This is a genomic window from Pseudorhodoferax sp. Leaf267 (genome assembly GCF_001422405.1).
In the GTDB taxonomy this organism is placed as follows: Bacteria; Pseudomonadota; Gammaproteobacteria; order Burkholderiales; family Burkholderiaceae_C; genus Pseudorhodoferax.
Genome location: NZ_LMMV01000002.1, coordinates 190,794 through 209,716, shown reverse-complemented (window position 1 = coordinate 209,716; position 18,923 = coordinate 190,794). Strand labels below are relative to the sequence as shown.

Genomic DNA, 18,923 nt, shown 5'->3' with positions numbered 1-18,923 from the left:
ATTACCGAATTACACCACGCCGGCCGTCGCCTTGCGGATCTGCTCCAGCACGTCCTTGGCGCTGGCCGGAATCGGCGTGCCCGGGCCGTAGATGCCCTTCACGCCGGCCTCGTACAGCATCTCGTAGTCCTGCCGCGGGATCACGCCGCCGACGAACACGATGATGTCGTCCGCGCCCTGCTTCTTCAGCTCTTGGATGATGGCGGGCACCAGCGTCTTGTGGCCGGCCGCCAGCGTGGAGACGCCCACGGCATGCACGTCGTTCTCGATGGCCTGGCGGGCGCATTCCTCGGGCGTCTGGAACAGCGGCCCCATGTCCACGTCGAAGCCCAGGTCGGCAAAGGCGGTGGCCACGACCTTGGCGCCGCGGTCGTGCCCGTCCTGGCCCAGCTTGGAGATCATCACGCGCGGCCGACGGCCCTGTTCCTCGGCGAACGCGTCGATCTCTTTCTTCAGCGCGTCCCAGCCTTCGGCCGAGTCGTAGGCGGCGGCATAGACGCCGGTCACCTTCTGCGTGTCGGCGCGGTGGCGGCCGAACACCTTCTCCAGCGCATCGCTGATCTCGCCCACCGTGGCGCGCGCGCGCACGGCATCGATGGACAGCGCCAGCAGGTTGCCGCTGTTGCTCTCGGCGGCGGCGGTCAGCGCGTCCAACGTGGCCTGCACTTTGGCGGCATCGCGCGTGGCGCGGATCTTTTGCAGCCGGGCGATCTGGCCGTCGCGCACTTTCATGTTGTCGATGGACAGGCTGTCGATCGCGTCCTCGGTCTTGAGCTTGTACTTGTTGACGCCCACGATCACGTCCTTGCCCGAGTCGATGCGCGCCTGCTTGTCGGCCGCGGCGGCCTCGATCTTGAGCTTGGCCCAGCCCGAGTCCACGGCGCGCGTCATGCCGCCCATGGCCTCGACCTCCTCGATGATCTTCCACGCCGCGTCCGCCATGTCCTGCGTCAGCTTTTCCATCATGTAGCTGCCGGCCCAGGGGTCGATCACGCTGGTGATGTGGGTCTCCTCCTGGATGATGAGCTGCGTGTTGCGCGCGATGCGGGCGCTGAACTCGGTGGGCAGCGCGATGGCTTCGTCCAGCGCGTTGGTGTGCAGGCTCTGCGTGCCGCCGAACACGGCGGCCATGGCCTCGATGGTGGTGCGCACCACGTTGTTGTAGGGGTCCTGCTCGGTCAGGCTCCAGCCCGAGGTTTGGCAGTGCGTGCGCAGCATCAGGCTCTTGGGGTTGGACGGGTTGAACTCCTTCATGATGCGGTACCACAGCAGGCGGGCCGCGCGCATCTTGGCCACTTCCAGATAGAAGTTCATGCCGATGGCCCAGAAGAAGCTCAAGCGGCCCGCGAAGTCGTCCACGTTCAGGCCTTTGGCCAGCGCCGTCTTCACATATTCCTTGCCGTCGGCCAGCGTGAACGCCAGCTCCAGCGCCTGGTTGGCACCCGCCTCCTGCATGTGGTAACCCGAGATCGAGATCGAGTTGAACTTCGGCATGTGCTGCGAGGTGTACGCAATGATGTCGCCGATGATCCGCATGCTCGGCTCGGGCGGAAAGATGTAGGTGTTGCGGACCATGAACTCCTTGAGGATGTCGTTCTGGATGGTTCCGCTCAACTGGGCCTGCGACACGCCCTGCTCTTCCGCCGCCACCACGTAGCCGGCCAGCACCGGCAGCACGGCACCGTTCATGGTCATGGAGACGCTGACCTTGTCCAGCGGGATCTGGTCGAACAGGATCTTCATGTCCTCCACCGAATCGATCGCCACGCCGGCCTTGCCCACGTCGCCCGTCACGCGCGGGTGGTCGCTGTCGTAGCCGCGGTGCGTGGCCAGGTCGAAGGCCACGCTCACGCCCTGCCCGCCGGCGGCCAGCGCCTTGCGGTAGAACGCGTTGGATTCCTCAGCGGTGGAGAAACCCGCGTACTGCCGAATGGTCCAGGGCCGCACGGCGTACATGGTGGCCTGCGGCCCGCGGATGTAGGGCGCGAAGCCGGGCAAGGTATCGGTGTAGTGCAGGCCTTTCAGGTCGGCCGCGGTGTAGAGCGGCTTGACCGTGATGCCGTCCGGCGTGAGCCAGTTCAGCGCAGCGGGGTCGCCACCAGGGGCGGACTTGGCCGCAGCCTTGGTCCAGGCGGCAAGCGCCTCGGGCGAGAGTTCGGAAGAGCTGGGGGGCATGATGAACCGTCCGGAAAGCTATCGAATCAGGTGCCAGCGCCAGACTGGCGACGGCCAGCCTGTGCAGTAGTTGGCAAGGCGCTGGTAGTATATGGCATTCATAATTATTGATTCAAAACTCAGTTTCAGCTGTCTCTCACATGTCCGTCGTGTCCCTGACCCCCCGTGCGCTCTATGAAGAGGTGGCCGAACTGTTGCGGCAACGCATCTTCAGCCGCGAACTCGCGCCCGGCAGCTGGATCGACGAACTGAAGCTGGCCGAGGAATACGGCATCAGCCGCACGCCACTGCGCGAAGCGTTGAAGGTGCTGGCCGCAGAGGGCCTGGTGACGATGAAGGTGCGTCGCGGCGCCTACGTCACCGAAGTGTCGGAAACCGACCTGCGCGATGTCTACCACCTGCTGGGGTTGCTCGAGGGTGATGCGGCGGCCGCCGTGGCGCGCGATGCCACGCCCGAGCAGCTCGACGAACTCGAGGCCCTGCACGCGCAACTGGAAGCGGCCAAGGGCAGCCCCAACAGCGACCGCTTCTATGACCTGAACGTGCAGTTCCATGCGCGGCTCCTGGGCATGGCCAACAACCGCTGGCGCGAGCAGATGGTCAACGACCTGCGCAAGTTGATGCGGCTGGCGCGCATCAGCTCGCTGCACAAGGCCGGCCGCGTCGACGAGTCGCTGCAGGAGCATGCCGACGTGCTGGCGGCGTTGCGCCGGCGCGACCCCGAGGCCGCCATGGCCTGCATGCGCAAGCATTTCCAGAGCGGCTTTACCGCGGCCCTGTAGCGCTTGAAGTGGCGCAACGCCAGGTCAAGCCGCGTTCCGAAAGCAAATCGAAACATCTGTGCCGCGGAGCGCGACTGGCCGGCACCATCGTCGTTCGGGCAAGATGGCGCCATGCGCTCGGCCATCCTGTCGGAAGCCCCGCGCATCGCCATGGCGCCCGGATTTTCCAAAGGATCGCTCTGCATGCCGTTTTCGCCCGGCCCTCTGCCCGATATCGTTGATCCACCACCAGCGCCGCTGCGGCCCATCCGCTGGGGCTCGGCCGCCGCAGCCGCGCTGTGGTTGCTGGTCGTGGGGCTGACGGGCCATGTGCTGTCCAGCCGCATCGTCGGCGCCCACGTCCAGAGCGTTGCCGACGGCGCAAGCCTGGACGCGCGTGCCACGGCCCGCTTGATCGACCGCATGTTCATCGAGTTGGGCAGCGTGTCGAACATGGCGGCGCACCAGGTCGATGTGATCGAGGTCTCGCGCCGCTTCGTCGTCAACACGCCGATCGAGACCGCGCAGACCGCTGCCGAGCGCGCAGGCACCCTGGCTGAGGAGCCGCTGGTGCGCGAGGTCGGCAACTACCTGCGTCGCCTGATCCAGGACCTGAGCTACGACCAGATGTTCCTGGTCAACCGCTCGGGCACCGTCATCGCCAGCGGCGACTGGTCCGAGCCCAGCGGCCTGCTGGGCGCCAGCTACGGCGACCGCGACTACTTCTACCAGGTGCTGCTGGACGGCGTGGGCCGGCGCTTCGACATGGGCACCGATGGCGGCCACCCGGGCTTCTACGTGGCCAGCCGGGTCGATTCCAGCGAAGGCACCTTCGGCGCCGTGGTCGTGCGACTGGACACCACCACCGTCAACGAGATGCTGGCCGGCCAGCGTACGGCCATGATCGTGGACGGCGAAGGCATGGTGCTGGCCTCGTCGCAAGCCGGTTTCGTGCTGCGCCACGTCAGCCCGCTGATCGGCGCCGCAACCCAAACCGGTGCACCGGCCGCCACCCCGGCCGAGCGCCCACTCGATGTGCGCCGCCCCTCCGGCGCGTTGCATGCGGACCATTGGCTCGTCGACGGCCAGCCCTACGTCGTCGAGCGCACGGAGCTCTCCGAGCCCGGCTACCAGCTGATGACCCTGAGCCGGCTGGACGGGGTGGCGCCCATGCAGCAACTGCACGCCATGGTGACCGGCGTCGTGGCAGCGCTGGGGCTGTTGCTGATCCTGCTGGCCAGCCGGACACTGAGCCAGATGGTGCGGCACCGGCACGAGGCCGTGCGGCTGGGCGCCGAGCACTCGGCCTTCCTGCAGTCGGTGATCGACGCAGTGCCGATGCCCATGTTCTACAAGGACGCGCAGGCACGCTTCCTGGGCATCAACGCGGCCTACCAGCGCGTGTTCGGCGTGGCCCCGCAGGACATCGTGGGCAAGACGTTCAAGGAGCTGCCCTTCATCGACAGCGAACGTGCCAGCGTGCTGCACCAGGAACAGCTGGCGCTGATCGACAGCCGCGGCACCTTCACACGCGAGGAAGACTTCCGCTTCGCCAACGGCGAAGACCACACCACGCTGTACTCGGCCAGCGCCATCGCGCGGCGCGACGGCAAGGCCTCGGGCCTGGTCGGCGTGATGGTCGACGTGATGGCGATCAAAAAGGCCCAGGAGGAACTGCACCACGCCAACGACCGGCTGCAGGTGGCGCAGGACGCCGGCGGCATCGGCCTGTTCGACCTGAACTTCGCGACCGGCTCCACCCACTGGACGCCGCAGCTCGAGCGCATCTACGGCGTGGAGCCCGGCACCTACCAGGGCGGCTTCGAGGAATGGAACAAACTGCTGCACCCCAGCGACCGCGAGCGCTCGGCCCGAGCGTTCCGCGACGCGCTGATGGACCCGGCCGTCGACACGCACCGCGACGAGTTCCGCATCATCCTGGCCGATGGCTCGGTGCGTGTGGCGCAGACGGTGGGCCGCATCCAGCGCGACCGCAACGGCCGCGCCACGCGCATCACCGGCGTGCATGTGGACATCACCGAGCTGGCCCGTGCGCGCGACGAGGCCGGCGCCGCGAGCCAGGCCAAGAGCGACTTCCTGGCCAACATGAGCCACGAGATCCGCACGCCGATGAACGCCATCATCGGCATGTCGCACCTGGCGTTGAAGACGGAGCTGACGCCGCGCCAGCGCGACTACATCGAGAAGATCCAGCAGTCCGGCCAGCACCTGCTGGGCATCCTGAACGACATCCTGGACTTCTCCAAGGTCGAGGCCGGCAAGCTGGACATCGAGCACACGCCGTTCGAGCTCGACGACATGATGGCCACCGTCTCCGGCGTGGTTGCCGACAAGGCCACCAGCAAGAACCTGGAGCTGGTGTTCGACGTCGCGGCCGACGTGCCGCAGCAGCTCGTGGGCGACCCCTTGCGGCTGGGCCAGGTGCTGATCAACTACGTCAACAACGCCATCAAGTTCACACAGCAAGGCGAGATCGGCATCGTGGTGCGCGTGGCCAGCCATGAGCCCGCCAGCGGCGTACGCAGCGGGCCCCAGGTGGTGCTGCGCTTCGAAGTGCGGGACACGGGGATCGGCCTGTCCGAAGAGCAGATGGCGCGACTGTTCCGCAGCTTCGAGCAGGCCGATAGCTCCACCACGCGCCAGTACGGTGGCACCGGCCTGGGCCTGGCCATCAGCAAGCGCCTGGCCTCGCTGATGGGCGGTGAGGTCGGCGTGCACAGCGTGCTGGGCCAGGGCTCCACCTTCTGGTTCACGGCGCGCCTGGGCCTGGGCGAGCGCCGCGCACTGCCGCTGGCGCCGCCGGTGGACCTGCGCGGCCGCCGCGTGCTGGTGGCCGACGACAACGAACACGCAGCAACCGTGCTGACCGAGATGCTGCAAGCCATGTCGATGCGCGTGCACGCCGTGTCCTCGGGCAGCGCGGCCATCGCGGCGGTCCAGTCGGCAGCCGACGCCGGCGAGCCCTTCGACTTCGCGATGCTGGACTGGCGCATGCCGGGCCTGGACGGGCTACAGACCGCGCACGGCATCCACGCGCTCGCCTTGTCCCCTGCCCCGCAAATCATGATCGTCACTGCCTATGGCCGCGAAGAGGTCATACGCGGCGCGCAGGAAGCCGGCATCGACTACCTGGTCCTCAAGCCCGTGAGCGCATCGGTGCTGCTGGAAACGATGATGCGCGCCAGCCGCGTCGCCATGCCTGCCGACGCTGCCGAACAGCGCGAGCCGCAGCGCAGCAGCGCACTCGATGCCCTGCGCGGCCTGCGCGGCGCCCACGTGCTGCTGGTGGAAGACAACGACCTGAACCAGCAGGTCGCCAGCGAGCTGCTGGCCGATGCAGGCTTCGCCGTGGACGTGGCCGACAACGGCCAGATCGCGCTGGACATGGTGCGCGCCCAGGCCGCACGCACGCCCGCCTACGACGTGGTGCTGATGGACATGCAGATGCCGATCATGGACGGCGTGACCGCGACGCGCGCACTGCGCGCCGACCCGCGCCACAGCGCCATGCCCATCCTGGCCATGACGGCCAATGCCATGCTGGTCGACCGTGAGCGCTGCCTGCAGGCCGGCATGCAGGACTTCGTCTCCAAGCCCATCGAGCCGGACGCACTGTGGCAGGCACTGGCCCGCTGGGTCCGGCCGCGGCCGGAGATGGGCGCCACGGCGGCAGACCCCGCGCCGATTAGCGCACCGTTGCCCGAAGACGTGGCCAGCCTGGCACTCGACCCCATCGACGGGCTGGACATGCGGGTGGGCCTGCGGCGCGCGCTGGGCAAGCCGGCGCTGTACCGCACGCTGCTCGAAAAGTTCGTGGCCGGCCAGAGCGGCACGCCTGCCGCCATCGACCTGGCCCTGGCCAGCGGCCAGCACACCACGGCCGAGCGCCTGGCGCACACGCTCAAGGGCGTGGCGGCGAACATCGGCGCGACCGAGCTGCGGCAGACGGCGGGGCAACTGGAGCACGCGCTGCGCGAGCGCCTGCCCGAGCAAGTCGTCGCCACGCACCGCGCCGAGTGCGATGCGCAGCTCGCGGCGCTGCTGTCGGCGCTGCGCGCACAGCTCGGGCCGGCGCTGCACGGTGCAATGCCATCCGATGCCCCTGCAGCGCGGTTGGACCCGGCCGTCCTGCAACGTATGCAGACGCTGCTGGCGCAGGACGACGCCGAAGCCGCAGAACTGCTCGCCGAACACCGCAGCGCCTTGCAACAGGCACTGGGCGCGGACTTCGACGCGCTGTCCGATGCGATCGCCGGCTACGACTTCGAGGCGGCGCTACAAACGCTGCGCAGGGCGACCGCGCCGGCCTGAACGCGCGCCCGCGCTCATTCGGCAGCCGGTGTGCGCGGCCCCGTGTTCACGTAGCTGGCATTGCCCAGGCCGGTGCCGATGGTCAGGACCGCCCAGCGCTTGACGTCGCGCATGAAGGGCAGTTCGGACAGGCCCTGCACCACGGCGTCGTTGTGCATCAGGACCTGGGTGCCCTCGTGGCCGATCACGGGCAGTTTCTCGCGCAGCGCGGTGGGCAGGTGGAAGGTGTCGGCTGCCCAGTTGCCGGGCAGGTTCTGTGCGCCGCGCGCGATCGTGCCGTCCTCGCGGATCAGGCCGGGGCAGGCGATGCCGACGAAGGGCGCCAGGCGGATCTTGTGCCGATGGGCCCACTCGATCATGTCGGTCAGCATGGCGACCAGGCCGTCGACCAGGGCCGTGCGGCTGGGCTCGTCGTCGGCGTGGCGCCACTTCGTGCGGCGCACGACCTGTGCACGCGACAAGTCCTGCGCCTTGCCGCGGCGGAACTTCACGATGCCGCAGCGCACGTTGGTGCCGCCAATGTCCAGCGCGAGCAATGCATCGCAGTGCTCGACGAAATGCGGCGGCACCAGGTGCACCCAGCCAATGAGGCCGCCGTCGTCCACCTCGTGGCGCAGGCGCGCGAGCTCGACAGGGATCTCGGCCACATGGCATAGCGCGGCGGCCTGCAGGATGGCGAGCTCGCCCACCTCGCTCTCGGGAAAGCCGCCGCCGATGACGATGCGCTGCACACCATGCCAGGCACCCTGGCGCATGAAACGCTCGATCACCTGCGTGAGCTCGACCGCGAATTCCTCGATCGCGCTGCGCACGATCTCACCGGCCGGCGAGGCATGCTTGCCGCGCAATGCGCGATCCAGCGCCTTTTTGCTGAGTTCCGCCGATGGCAGTTCGCCCAGCGGGTCGGGCTGGTCCTTCTCACGCAAGCGCTTGCGCCACACGTCCAGCAACTGGCGAAACGCCGTCTGGCTGGCCCGGTCCCCGACGAAGCCCTGCTCGTCCGCCACTTCCAGGTTGTAGCCGGCAATCGTGAGGCCGGGCAGCTCGGTCACGCCGTGGTGTGCGCCCACGACGCTGGGCACGTGGCGCGCCTTGGGCTTCGAAGCCCTGGCATCGGGGGTCTTGCCTGCCTTGGCCTTGTCCGTGGCCGAGGTCTTGGACGTGATCTTCTTCTTGCTCATCGGTGCAGGCTTCCATGTGGCGCTTGGCAATCCCAGGCAGACCGATCATGCGCGTGATCGGGCGGGCGCGCTGCGGGGTGCGGCGCGCCATCGGCATCGTCGGGCGACCCTTGTGCATGTAGGAATGCGCCCACCCCGCGCCGCGTGCGTTCACCCTAAACTGCACGCGATGCAGACTCTCCGCTCCGGCTTGCTACAAGCCCTCGCAGCCGCACTCGGTCTGCTCATGCTCCTGGCCCATCTGCCCGCAGGCGCTGCCGACGACGGCCCCCTGCGCGTGGGCTCCAAGCGCTTCACCGAGTCCTACATCCTGGCCGAGATCTTTGCGCAGACGGCGGCGCCACAGCTAGCCACCGCACCCGCCGTGCGCCAGGGCCTCGGGAACACCGCCATCGTCTACGAGGCGCTGCGCTCGGGCGCGATCGACCTGTATGCCGAGTACACCGGCACCATCTCGGCCGAGATCCTGCGCGGGTCACCTTCGATGTCGCTGCAGGCGATGAACGCGCAGCTCGCGCCGCTGGGCCTGGCCGCCTCCATCCCGCTGGGCTTCAACGATGGCTATGCGCTGGCCATGCGCGCCAGCGAGGCGCAGCGCCTGGGCATCCGCAACCTGGGCGACCTGGCCAAACACCCCACGCTCAAGTTGGGCCTGTCCAACGAATTCATCGGCCGCGCCGACGGCTGGCGCGGCGTGGCCGCCCACTACGGCCTGCCGCAAACGCCGACCGGCCTGGACCACGGCCTGGCCTACGACGCGATCGGCGCCGGGCAGGTCGACGTGATCGACATCTACACCACCGACGCCAAGATAGGCCACCTGGGCCTGTTGGTCCTGCAGGACGACCGCGCCTACTTTCCCCGCTACGACGCCGTGGTGCTGCACCGCATCGACCTGCCGCAGCGCCTGCCGCAGGCCTGGGCCGCGCTGCAGAAGCTGCAAGGCCGCATCGACGAGCCCGCGATGATCGCGATGAACGCGCGCGCCGAACTGCAGGGCCAGGCCTTCGACGTGATCGCGCGGGACTTCCTGGCCGGCGGCGCGGCGCAGACCACCGAGCGGCCGGGCTTCGTGGACCGATTGTTCGGCAGCGACCTGGGCCGGCTGGCGCGCCAGCATTTGATGCTGGTGGCCGTGTCGGTCGGCGTAGCCACCCTGATCGGCGTGCCGCTGGCCGTAGCCGTGTTCCCCTACGTGCAGTTGCGTGCCGTCGTGCTCGGCATCACGGGCCTGATGCAGACCGTGCCCTCGCTCGCGCTGCTGGCCGTGCTGATCTCGGCGCTGGGCGCCATCGGCACCCTGCCCGCGTTGATCGCGCTCACGCTGTATTCGCTCCTGCCCATCATGCGCAACGCGGTGACGGGCCTGGCCGATGTGTCCGATGGCCTCAAGCAGGCCGGCACGGCGCTGGGCATGACCGCGTCGCAGAACCTGCAGCTGGTGCAGCTGCCGCTGGCCTTGCCGACCCTGATCGCCGGCGTGCGCACGGCCACGACGATCGCCATCGGCACCGCGACGATTGCGGCCTTCATCGGCGCGGGCGGCTTCGGCGAGCGCATCGTGACGGGGCTGGCGCTCAACGACAAGCAGTTGCTGCTGGCCGGCGCCGTGCCGGCTGCGGCGCTGGCGCTGTTCAGTGAAGCTCTGTTCGAATTGCTGGAGTACGCGCTGCGCCGCCGGCGGCGCACGCCTGCCTCGCGCGCCCCGGTCAGGACGTAGCGAACGGCCGTTTACGCAGCCTGCGCGACAGGCTGTGTGCGCAGCACCCAGGCGCGCAACGCCAGCATCTGCTCGGCCAGCAGCGCGCGCGTGCCCTCGTGCGTGAGCGTGCCCGCGCTGTCGAAGCACTCCGCCGCCGCACCGATGAACACCTCGGGCTTGTTCAGCACGAAGGCATCCAGAAACTGCAGGCACTTGCGCAGGTCGTACTGCATGCGCGAGGTGCCCAGCCGCCCGGCCGATGCGCCGAGCAGCGCCACCGGCTTCTGCGCGAACGGCTGCCTGGGCACGCGCGAAATCCAGTCCAGCGCGTTCTTCAAGCCACCGGGAATGGTGAAGTTGTATTCGGGGCTGGCGATGAGCACGGCATCGGCGCCGCGGATGGCCTGCACCAAGCGTTGCACGCCCTCGGGCCAGCCCGCGGCCTGGTCGTCGGCGTTGTAGATCGGAAGCCCGGCGATCGACTCGATCTGCAGCGTCATGCCGGTCGGCATGGCCTGGCCGGCGGCGCGCAGAGCCGCCATGTTGTGGGAGGCCTTGCGCAGGCTGCCGCAGAGGCCGACGACGCGGATTTCGCTGTTCATTGAGAGATTCCACCTTCCATGTGCAAGAGCGCTTCGGTCACGTTGCGCTCGGTTCCTGAAATATGTTGGCGCAGCAGGCCCACGGCCTTGTCGTCATTGCGGGCGAGCACGGCCGTCAGCAGCCGCTGGTGCTCGGCGTTCTTCTTGCGGTCGACCTTGCGGTGGCGCGCCGAGAAATGGCGGTAACGCTCGGCGTTGTCGAACAGCTCGGCCACCAGGCTCTTGAGCATGGGCGAGGTGCAGCCGGCGTAGATCGCCAGGTGGTAGTCGCGGTGGCGCGCCGCCCAGTTCTCGTCGAGCACCAAGGGGCCGTCGCCCAGGCGCTGCTCCACCAGCGACAGGCTGTGCGCCGCCGCCACCACGCCCGCCTCCCAGGCATCGCGCCCGTTCGCCATGGCGTCGCGCAGGGCCTCGCACTCCACCAGCAGGCGCACGCGCGTGAGGTCGGCGATGCCGGCCACCGACAGCGGCGCAACATGGAAGCCGCGGTTCTCGAACGCGCGCACCAGGCCCTGCTCGGACAGCCGGCTCAGCGCCTCGCGCAAAGGGCTGCTGCTGATCTCGTAGTGCTTGCTCAGCTCGTCCACGCGCAGGCGCTGGCCCGGCGGGAATTCGCAGCGCACGATGGCCTGGCGCAGGCGCCGGTAGGCGCGTTCTGCAAGGGGAAGTTCGGTTTCGGTCGTGGGGTCCATGGCGGTGGCGGCGGATGTCAGCACGGGGCCGCATCTTAAGCGACACGCAAACTTCCAATCAATACGCATAGGGTTTATATCTACGCACATTTTTGTTTTTGTGCATAAAAATTTGTTGCGCGCACAAATGCCATGACGGCGATCCGATCCATCCGCGCCCAACAGGAAGTACCCCATGAAACTGATGTCCTACGAACACGCCGGCCAACCCACCTGGGGCGTCGTGGTCGGCGACGGCGTTGCCAGCCTCGCCGGCCGCACCGGCCACGCCACGCTGGCCGCCTTCATCGCCAGCCCTGATTTCGCGCGGCGCAACGCGCTGGTCGAAGGCCTCGCGGCCGACGCCCGCCTGGCCGAGGTGAAGTTTTTGCCCGTGATCCCGCAACCGGAAAAGATCGTGTGCGCGGTGCGCAACTACATGGACCACCACCAGGAGGTTCTGGCCGCCGGCATGCAGCGCGAGCTGTCGGAGCAGCCGCCGATCTTCCTGCGCGTGTGGCGCTCGCAGACGCCGCACAACGGCCCCATCGTGCGGCCCCATGTGTCCGAGTCGCTGGACTGGGAGGGCGAGCTGGCCGTCATCATCGGCGAGGGTGGCCGCAACATCCGCCGCGCCGATGCGTGGAAGCACGTGGCCGGCTACAGCTGCTACAACGACGCCAGCGTGCGCGAATGGCAGTTCCACGCCAAGCAGATCGCCTCGGGCAAGAACTTCGAGTCCACCGGCGGCTTCGGCCCGTGGATGGTCACGGCCGACGAGATCGAGCCGGGCCGCGAGCTCAAGCTGATCACCCGCCTCAACGGCGAGGTCGTGCAGTCCAGCCACACGGGCCACATGATCTTCCCGATCCCGCAGCTGATCGAGTACGCCTCCACCATCTTCACGCTGGTGCCCGGCGACGTGATCGCCACCGGCACCCCGGCCGGCGTGGGCTGGAGCAAGAAGCCACCGCAGTTCATGAAGCCCGGCGACACGGTGGAGGTGGAGATCGAGGCCATCGGCACGCTACGCAACCCCATCGTCGCCCAGGACTGAGCCCGCCCCCACGACAACGCCGCCGGCATGACCGGCGGGCACGGAGACAAGCATGCACAGAAGACAGTTCGCCGCCGTGTGCGGCGCTGCGGCGGCGCTCACCCTGCTCGATGCCCACGCCCAGCCCTACCCCGAGCGGGCGATCAAGCTCTACCAGGGCTTCGCGCCCGGTGGCAACGCGGATTCGATCGCGCGCGCCATCGGCGTGGAGATGGGCAAAGGGCTCGGCCAGCCCATCGTGGTGGAGTCGCAGAGCGGGGCCGGCGGCACCATCGCCTCGACCTCGGTGGCGCGCGCCAAGCCGGACGGCTACACGCTGCTGCTGGCCACGGGTGGCCACGCCGTGGCGGGCGCGCTCTACAACACGCTGTCGTACAAGACCGTGGACGACTTCCAGATGGTGTCCACGGTCACCTACTTCCCGTTCCTGGTGGTGGTGGCGGCGAACTCCAGGTTCCAGTCCTTCAAGGAACTGCTGGAGGCTGCACGCGCCAAGCCGGACGCCGTGTCCTACGGCAGCGCCGGCATCGGCTCCACGCACCACCTGGCCGGCGAGCTGCTGGCGAAGATGGCCAAGGTGCCCATGCTGCACGTGCCCTACCGCGGCGACGCGGCGGCCGTCACCGCGCTGCTGTCGGGCGACGTACCCTTCATCATCGCGCCGCCCACCGCCGTGCTGGGCAACCTGCAGGCCGGCAAGCTGCGCGCGTTGGCCACCACCGGCCCGCAGCGCTGGCCCGGCCTGCCAGCCACGCCTACGGTGGCCGAGCAAGGCGTGCCGGGCTACGACGTGCGCTCGTGGGCGGGCGTCATGGCCCCGGCCGGCACGCCCACCGCCATCGTCGAACGCCTGAACGCCGAGACGCGCAAGGCCCTGCAGGCACCGGCCGTGCGCCAGCGGCTGGAAGACATGGGCGGCGAAGCCCGCGCCAGCACGCCCGAGGAAATGCGCACCATGGTCGCGCACGAGGTCCAGAAGTGGACCCAGGTCGTCGCCGACGCCCAGATTCCCAAGCAATGACAACCCAAGGAAGCCCCATGTCGCTGATCGCGATCCGCAAACGCAGCCTGACCGTCGAGACGGTCTTCCACGAAGGCGGGCCGGTGGCAGCCACGCCCCTGCGCCTGGCCGCCGCCTGCGCCGTCGTGCGCAACCCCTACGCCGGCCGCTACGAGCCCGACCTGCTGCCCTTCATGGCCGAGCTGCGCGCGCTGGGCACGCTGCTGGCCGAAGAGCTGGTGGCCACGCTGGGCCGCGACCAGGTGGAGGCCTACAGCAAGGCCGCCATCGTGGGCGTGAACGGCGAGCTGGAGCACGGCGCCGTGTGGCACGAGGCCGGTGGCTGGGCCATGCGCCAGGTGCTGGGCGATCCCAAGGCCATGGTGCCGGCGGCCAAGGCCGTGGCGGCCACGGGCTACCGGCTGATGGTGCCGCTGCACAACATCCACGCCTCGTATGTGCGCAGCCACTACAACACGTTCGAGGTGGGCATCCAGGACGCGCCGCGGCCCGACGAGATTCTGTTCGCGCTGGTCATGGCCACGGGCGGGCGCATCCATTCGCGCCTGGGCGGGCTCACGCTCGACCAGGTGGCAGTCCATGATGGCCAGCGCTGAACGCGAACGAGGTCATCCATGAAAGCCATCCAACTGCAAGCCCCGGGCGGGCCCGAGGTCCTGCAACTGGTCGACCTGCCGCTGCCCGAGCCCGGCCCCGGTGAGGTGCGGGTGCGCGCGGCCGCCATCGGCGCGGGCGGGCCGGACGTGCTGATCCGCAACGGCACCTACAAGTGGATGCCGCCGATGCCGGCCATCCCTGGCAACGAACTGGCCGGCACGGTCGATGCCGTCGGCCCCGGCGTCGAACTGCTGCAGCCCGGCCAGCGCGTTCTGGTCAGCGCGCGCGAGCTGCCGCAGCGCGGCGGCTGCTACGCCGAGGCCATCTGCGTGCCGGCCTCCGCTCCCTTCGTGCTGCCCGACACGCTGGCGTTCGACGACGCGGTGAGCCTGGGCAACTTCCAGCTCGCGCTGGCGCTGCTGGCCAGCAACGGCAACCTGCCGGCGCAGAGCATTCTGGTGCCCGGCGCGGCCGGTGGCGTGGCGACGGCGCTGGTGCAGGTGGCCAAGGCGCGCGGCATCCAGGTGATCGGCACCGCATCGACGCCGGCCAAGCAGGCCTTCGCACGCGAGAACGGCGTGGACGTACTCGTGGACGGCAACCCCGCAACCCTGACCGAACAGGTGATGCAGGCGACAGGCGGGCGCGGCGTGGACATGGCCTTCGACCACCTGGGCGGCGACATGTTCGTGGCCTGCCTGCGCGCGCTGGCCAACTCCGGCATGCTGGTCTCCTACAACATCGTCGCCGGCCCGCCCAGTGCCGACGTGTTCGATGAATTGCGCAAGCTGCTGGGCCGCAGCCTGGCCGTGCGCACCTTCTCCATCCACGCCATCGACGCCGACGTCGCGCAGCGCCGCGGCCTGATGGAGCAGGCCATCGCACTCATGGCCAGCGGCCAGGTGCGAGCCCCCAAGGCCACACGCTTCGCGCTGGCCGATGCGCGCCGCGTGCACGAACTGTTGGACAGCGGCAGCACGCTCGGCAAGATCGTGCTGCACCCCTGAAAGCCCCGCATGCAGACCCCCTACCAACCCCATCTGTCGCACTTCGGCGTGTTCTGCCGCGACATCGAGCGCATGAAGAACTTCTACTGCACGGTGTTCGACCTGCAGGAGACCGACCGCGGCGTCGGCTTCACCTTCCCGTTCACCATCGTGTTCCTGAGTGGCCACGCGGACCAGCACCACCAGCTGGCCCTGGCGTCCAGCCGCGACCCGCAAGGGCCGAGCACCGTGATGCAGATCTCGTTCAAGGTGCAGACGCTGGACCACCTGCGCGAGGCCCGGCGCCGCGCGCTGGAATGCGGCGCCACGCGCATGCGCGGCCTCAACCACGGCAACGCGCTGTCCATCTACTGCATGGACCCGGAGGACAACACGGTCGAGGTCTACCTGGACACGCCGTGGTACGTGCGCCAGCCGCACGGCGACCCGCTCGACTTGGAACAGGACGACGCCGCGATCTGGGCCGAGACCGAGCGCATCGTGCGCGCCGATCCCAGCTTCATGCCGGTCGAGGAATGGAGCGCGCGGTTCGCAGCGCGGCGCGCGGCGGCCCAGGGCGCAGCACGGTAAACACCTGGCGCAAACGGAAAAACGGCGCGGCCGCCGAAGCTGCCGCGCCGTCGTCAGGCTGAGTCGATCAGGCCAGCGTGTACGCCGTCTTCACCGTGGTGAAGAACTCCTGCGCGTACTTGCCCTGCTCGCGCGGGCCGTAGCTCGAACCCTTGCGGCCACCGAACGGCACGTGGTAATCCACGCCCGCGGTCGGCAGGTTCACCATCACCATGCCGGCCTGGCTGTGGCGCTTGAAGTGCGTGGCGTACTTCAGGCTGGTGGTGGCGATGCCGGCGGACAGGCCGAACTCGGTGTCGTTGGCCGTGGCCAGCGCTTCTTCGTAGTCCTTCACGCGGATCACGCTGGCAACAGGGCCGAAGATTTCTTCCTTGTTGATGCGCATGGTCTTGGCGCTTTCGCTGAACAGCGCGGGGCTCATGTAGAAGCCGTCCGTGTCCAGCTTCAGGCGCTCACCGCCTGCGGCCAGCGTGGCGCCTTCGCCCTTGCCGATGGCGATGTATTCCAGGTCCTGGTCGAGCTGGCTTTGGCTGGAGACGGGGCCGATGTCCGTGCCTTGCGCCAGTGCGTCGCCCACCTTGATCTTGGCCATGCGCGCTTGCATCGCCTCGATGAACTTGGGGTAGATGCCGTCGGTGACGATGAGGCGGCTCGATGCCGTGCAGCGCTGGCCCGTGGAGTAGAACGCGCTTTGCACGCTCAGTTCCACGGCCTGGTTCAGGTCGGCGTCGTCCAGCACGATCTGAGGGTTCTTGCCGCCCATCTCGAGCTGCACCTTCTTGCCGGCCTTCACGCATTCCAGCGCGATGGCACGGCCCACGCCGGTGGAGCCGGTGAAGCTGATGGCGTGGATGCCGGCATGGCCGACCAGCGCATTGCCGATCACGCTGCCGCGGCCCATCACCAGGTTGAACACGCCCGCCGGGATGCCCGAGCGGCTGATGATTTCGGCCAGCGCCCAGGCGCTGCCGGGCACGAGGTCGGCGGGCTTCAGGACCACGCAGTTGCCGAAGGCCAGCGCCGGCGCGATCTTCCATGCGGGAATCGCGATGGGGAAGTTCCAGGGCGTGATCAGGCCGACGACGCCGACGGGCTCGCGCGTGATTTCCACGCCAATGCCGGGGCGCACCGAGGGCAGCGTCTCGCCCGACAGGCGCAAGCATTCACCGGCAAAAAACTTGAAGATCTGGCCGGCGCGGGCGGCTTCGCCCATGCCCTCGGCCTTGGTCTTGCCCTCTTCGCGCGCCAGCAGCGTGCCCAGCTCTTCCTTGCGCGCCAGGATCTCGGTGCCGATCTTGTCCAGTGCATCGCTGCGTGCCTGCACCGAGCCCGTGGCCCAGGCGGGGAACGCGGCGGTGGCGGCAGCAACTGCTGCATCGACCTGCGACGCATCGCCCTGCGTGTACTGGCCCAGCACGTCGGCCAGGTTGCTGGGGTTCAGGTTGGGGCTGTAGGCCTTGCCCGCGACCCATTCGCCGTTGATCAGGTTGTCATGATTTGCCATCGATTCACTCCAGTTTTCAGCGGACCAAGGCCGGCCGCTTGTTGTCGAACTTCCAGTTCGGAATGAGGAACTGCATGGCCTGTGCGTCGTCGCGCGCGCCCAGGCCGTGCTTCAAATACAGCTGGTGCGCCTTCTCGACCTCGGCCATGTCCAGCTCCACGCCCAGGCCCGGCTTCTTAGGCACCTGCACGTAGCCGCCTTCGATCTTCAGCGGCTCTTTCGTCAGCCGCTGGCCGTCCTGCCAGATCCAGTGCGTGTCGATGGCCGTGACCTTGCCGGGGGCCGCCGCGCCCACGTGCGTGAACATGGCCAGCGAGATGTCGAAATGGTTGTTGCTGTGCGAGCCCCACGTGAGGCCGAAGGCCTGGCACAGCTGGGCCACGCGCACCGAGCCGGCCATGGTCCAGAAATGCGGGTCGGCCAGCGGGATGTCGACCGACTGCAGCGACAGGCTGTGCACCATCTCGCGCCAGTCGGTGGCGACCATGTTGGTGGCCGTGGGCAGGCCGGTGGCGCGGCGGAACTCGGCCATGACGCGACTGCAGCGACAGGCTGTGCACCATCTCGCGCCAGTCGGTGGCGACCATGTTGGTGGCCGTGGGCAGGCCGGTGGCGCGGCGGAACTCGGCCATGACTTCGCGACCCGAGAACACGCCTTCGGCACCGCAGGGGTCTTCGGCATAGGCGACCACGCCGCGCATGCGCTGGCCCAAGCGGATGGCGTCTTTCAGGAGCCAGCCGCCGTTCGGGTCGAGCGTGACGCGGGCCTCGGGGAAGCGTTCGTGCAGCGCGGTGACGGCATCGACCTCGTCGTCGCCGGCCAGCACGCCGCCCTTGAGCTTGAAGTCCTGGAAGCCGTAGCGCTCCTGCGCGGCCTCGGCCAGGCGCACGATGGCGGCCGGGGTCATGGTGGATGGCCACGCGCAGGTCGAAGGTCTGGGTGCCGCGCCCGCCCGCGTCGCGCTCGGCGAACTGCGTGCGCATGGCGTTCAGCACGGCCTGCCAGTTGCCGATGGGCTGGCCCACGATGAGGCCTCGCGCATCGTCCAGCGTCTGGCGGATCTTCTCGCCGCCGGGCACTTCGCCCACGCCGGTGTTACCGGCGTTGTCCTTGAGGATCAGGATGTTGCGCGTGAAGAACGGGCCGTGCGCGCCCGAGAGGTTCATCAGCATGTCGTCGTGGCCCGCGACGGGCACGACACGCAGTTCGGTGACGATGGGGGTGGACATCGGGCTTCCTGGTGAGCGAAGGATCAGACCGGCGGGCGCACGGCCTGGCGGGCCAGCAGTTTCCACTGTCCGCCCTGCTTTTGCCATACACCCAGGATCTTGATGTTGACCTTGCCCGGCTTGCCTGCGTCCAGCGTGTCGGCCGTGAGCGTGTGCCGCACGATGGCCACGTCGCCCACGAGCTTGATGGTCTGCTCGCTGATGGCGATCGTCACGAAGTCGGACTTGCCGTCCATCAGGTCGGCGATGAAGCTGGCCTTGGTGTCGACCTTGCCTGCCGAGTGGCCGTAACTGAGGTCGTCGGCCACCAGTGCATCCAGCGCAGGGCGCGTGGGGTCGACCATGGCCACGCGCAGCTTCTCGGCAGCGGCAGCCACGGCGGCGGCATCGTTGGTGCCGCCGCCCGCGGGCATGCCGGCACAGCCGGCGACCAGGGCGGCCGCGGCCGCCGTCAGGAACAGTTTGCGCATCATCTGCTTGTCTCCTCTGTTGTGGATTGTTCTGGGTGCAGCG

General features: G+C 68.6%; 14 protein-coding genes and 1 pseudogene. 8 read left to right on the top strand and 7 right to left on the bottom strand.

Going from position 1 to position 18,923, the window contains the following annotated elements; translation table 11 throughout:
- Positions 1–9: 9 nt before the first annotated feature.
- The gene (scpA, locus tag ASF43_RS07740) at positions 10–2,175 is read right to left on the bottom strand and encodes a methylmalonyl-CoA mutase (protein ID WP_056178575.1); all 2,166 of its coding nucleotides are present in this window, start codon (positions 2,173–2,175) and stop codon (positions 10–12) included.
- Between the two features lie 140 nt (positions 2,176–2,315).
- Between scpA and ASF43_RS07735 the strand changes: the two genes are divergently transcribed.
- Together ASF43_RS07735 and ASF43_RS07730 are read left to right on the top strand one after the other, a co-directional pair.
- Complete coding sequence (locus tag ASF43_RS07735; RefSeq protein WP_056178572.1) at positions 2,316–2,957, top strand: GntR family transcriptional regulator; 642 nt, start codon at positions 2,316–2,318, stop codon at positions 2,955–2,957.
- A 183-nt stretch (positions 2,958–3,140) separates the two neighbouring features.
- A complete protein-coding gene (locus ASF43_RS07730; RefSeq protein ID WP_162241778.1) occupies positions 3,141–7,268 on the top strand; it encodes a response regulator in 4,128 nt (1,375 codons plus the stop codon).
- Between the two features lie 14 nt (positions 7,269–7,282).
- Here ASF43_RS07730 and ASF43_RS07725 read toward each other — a convergent pair whose 3' ends face one another.
- On the bottom strand, positions 7,283–8,449 hold the full coding sequence (locus ASF43_RS07725; RefSeq protein ID WP_056178565.1) for an ROK family protein: 1,167 nt from the start codon (positions 8,447–8,449) through the stop codon (positions 7,283–7,285).
- Positions 8,450–8,618: 169 nt separating this feature from the next.
- On the opposite strand from ASF43_RS07725, the gene ASF43_RS07720 reads away from it, so the two are divergent.
- The gene (locus tag ASF43_RS07720) at positions 8,619–10,169 is read left to right on the top strand and encodes a glycine betaine ABC transporter substrate-binding protein (protein WP_082497690.1); all 1,551 of its coding nucleotides are present in this window, start codon (positions 8,619–8,621) and stop codon (positions 10,167–10,169) included.
- 11 nt (positions 10,170–10,180) lie between these two features.
- Here ASF43_RS07720 and ASF43_RS07715 read toward each other — a convergent pair whose 3' ends face one another.
- Together ASF43_RS07715 and ASF43_RS07710 are read right to left on the bottom strand one after the other, a co-directional pair.
- Positions 10,181–10,753: an NADPH-dependent FMN reductase gene (locus ASF43_RS07715; RefSeq protein ID WP_056178558.1), complete on the bottom strand. Its 573-nt coding sequence runs from the start codon at positions 10,751–10,753 to the stop codon at positions 10,181–10,183.
- On the bottom strand, positions 10,750–11,469 hold the full coding sequence (locus tag ASF43_RS07710) for a GntR family transcriptional regulator (RefSeq protein WP_235578173.1): 720 nt from the start codon (positions 11,467–11,469) through the stop codon (positions 10,750–10,752). Before ASF43_RS07710 ends, ASF43_RS07715 begins: the two co-directional genes overlap by 4 nt.
- A 151-nt stretch (positions 11,470–11,620) precedes the next feature.
- On the opposite strand from ASF43_RS07710, the gene ASF43_RS07705 reads away from it, so the two are divergent.
- Genes ASF43_RS07705 through ASF43_RS07685 form a run of 5 tightly spaced genes read left to right on the top strand, consistent with a single transcriptional unit; the run spans position 11,621 to position 15,676 of the window.
- Positions 11,621–12,481: a fumarylacetoacetate hydrolase family protein gene (locus ASF43_RS07705; RefSeq protein WP_056178555.1), complete on the top strand. Its 861-nt coding sequence runs from the start codon at positions 11,621–11,623 to the stop codon at positions 12,479–12,481.
- A gap of 52 nt (positions 12,482–12,533) precedes the next feature.
- The gene (locus ASF43_RS07700) at positions 12,534–13,502 is read left to right on the top strand and encodes a tripartite tricarboxylate transporter substrate binding protein (RefSeq protein WP_056178552.1); all 969 of its coding nucleotides are present in this window, start codon (positions 12,534–12,536) and stop codon (positions 13,500–13,502) included.
- Positions 13,503–13,519: 17 nt separating this feature from the next.
- Complete coding sequence (locus ASF43_RS07695) at positions 13,520–14,098, top strand: amino acid synthesis family protein (RefSeq protein ID WP_056178550.1); 579 nt, start codon at positions 13,520–13,522, stop codon at positions 14,096–14,098.
- An 18-nt stretch (positions 14,099–14,116) separates the two neighbouring features.
- Positions 14,117–15,106: a zinc-dependent alcohol dehydrogenase family protein gene (locus tag ASF43_RS07690; protein WP_056178547.1), complete on the top strand. Its 990-nt coding sequence runs from the start codon at positions 14,117–14,119 to the stop codon at positions 15,104–15,106.
- A gap of 9 nt (positions 15,107–15,115) precedes the next feature.
- The gene (locus ASF43_RS07685; protein WP_056178544.1) at positions 15,116–15,676 is read left to right on the top strand and encodes a VOC family protein; all 561 of its coding nucleotides are present in this window, start codon (positions 15,116–15,118) and stop codon (positions 15,674–15,676) included.
- A gap of 67 nt (positions 15,677–15,743) precedes the next feature.
- Here ASF43_RS07685 and ASF43_RS07680 read toward each other — a convergent pair whose 3' ends face one another.
- From ASF43_RS07680 to ASF43_RS07670, 3 genes and pseudogenes are all read right to left on the bottom strand, one after another.
- Entirely contained in the window at positions 15,744–17,180 is a 1,437-nt protein-coding gene (locus ASF43_RS07680; RefSeq protein WP_056178541.1) for an aldehyde dehydrogenase family protein, read from the bottom strand.
- A gap of 16 nt (positions 17,181–17,196) precedes the next feature.
- Positions 17,197–18,410 (bottom strand): annotated as a pseudogene (locus tag ASF43_RS07675) (enolase C-terminal domain-like protein).
- A gap of 23 nt (positions 18,411–18,433) precedes the next feature.
- Positions 18,434–18,883, bottom strand: a complete 450-nt coding sequence (locus ASF43_RS07670) for a nuclear transport factor 2 family protein (RefSeq protein WP_056178538.1) — start codon at positions 18,881–18,883, stop codon at positions 18,434–18,436.
- Positions 18,884–18,923 lie beyond the last annotated feature (40 nt).

Bases quoted from the DNA above. Each gene is read 5' to 3' on its own strand.
- scpA (WP_056178575.1), bottom strand. From the start codon at position 2,175: ATGCCCCCCAGCTCTTCCGAACTCTCGCCCGAGGCGCTTGCCGCCTGG.
- ASF43_RS07735 (WP_056178572.1), top strand. From the start codon at position 2,316: ATGTCCGTCGTGTCCCTGACCCCCCGTGCGCTCTATGAAGAGGTGGCC.
- ASF43_RS07730 (WP_162241778.1), top strand. From the start codon at position 3,141: ATGCCGTTTTCGCCCGGCCCTCTGCCCGATATCGTTGATCCACCACCA.
- ASF43_RS07725 (WP_056178565.1), bottom strand. From the start codon at position 8,449: ATGAGCAAGAAGAAGATCACGTCCAAGACCTCGGCCACGGACAAGGCC.
- ASF43_RS07720 (WP_082497690.1), top strand. From the start codon at position 8,619: ATGCAGACTCTCCGCTCCGGCTTGCTACAAGCCCTCGCAGCCGCACTC.
- ASF43_RS07715 (WP_056178558.1), bottom strand. From the start codon at position 10,753: ATGAACAGCGAAATCCGCGTCGTCGGCCTCTGCGGCAGCCTGCGCAAG.
- ASF43_RS07705 (WP_056178555.1), top strand. From the start codon at position 11,621: ATGAAACTGATGTCCTACGAACACGCCGGCCAACCCACCTGGGGCGTC.
- ASF43_RS07700 (WP_056178552.1), top strand. From the start codon at position 12,534: ATGCACAGAAGACAGTTCGCCGCCGTGTGCGGCGCTGCGGCGGCGCTC.
- ASF43_RS07695 (WP_056178550.1), top strand. From the start codon at position 13,520: ATGTCGCTGATCGCGATCCGCAAACGCAGCCTGACCGTCGAGACGGTC.
- ASF43_RS07690 (WP_056178547.1), top strand. From the start codon at position 14,117: ATGAAAGCCATCCAACTGCAAGCCCCGGGCGGGCCCGAGGTCCTGCAA.
- ASF43_RS07685 (WP_056178544.1), top strand. From the start codon at position 15,116: ATGCAGACCCCCTACCAACCCCATCTGTCGCACTTCGGCGTGTTCTGC.
- ASF43_RS07680 (WP_056178541.1), bottom strand. From the start codon at position 17,180: ATGGCAAATCATGACAACCTGATCAACGGCGAATGGGTCGCGGGCAAG.
- ASF43_RS07670 (WP_056178538.1), bottom strand. From the start codon at position 18,883: ATGATGCGCAAACTGTTCCTGACGGCGGCCGCGGCCGCCCTGGTCGCC.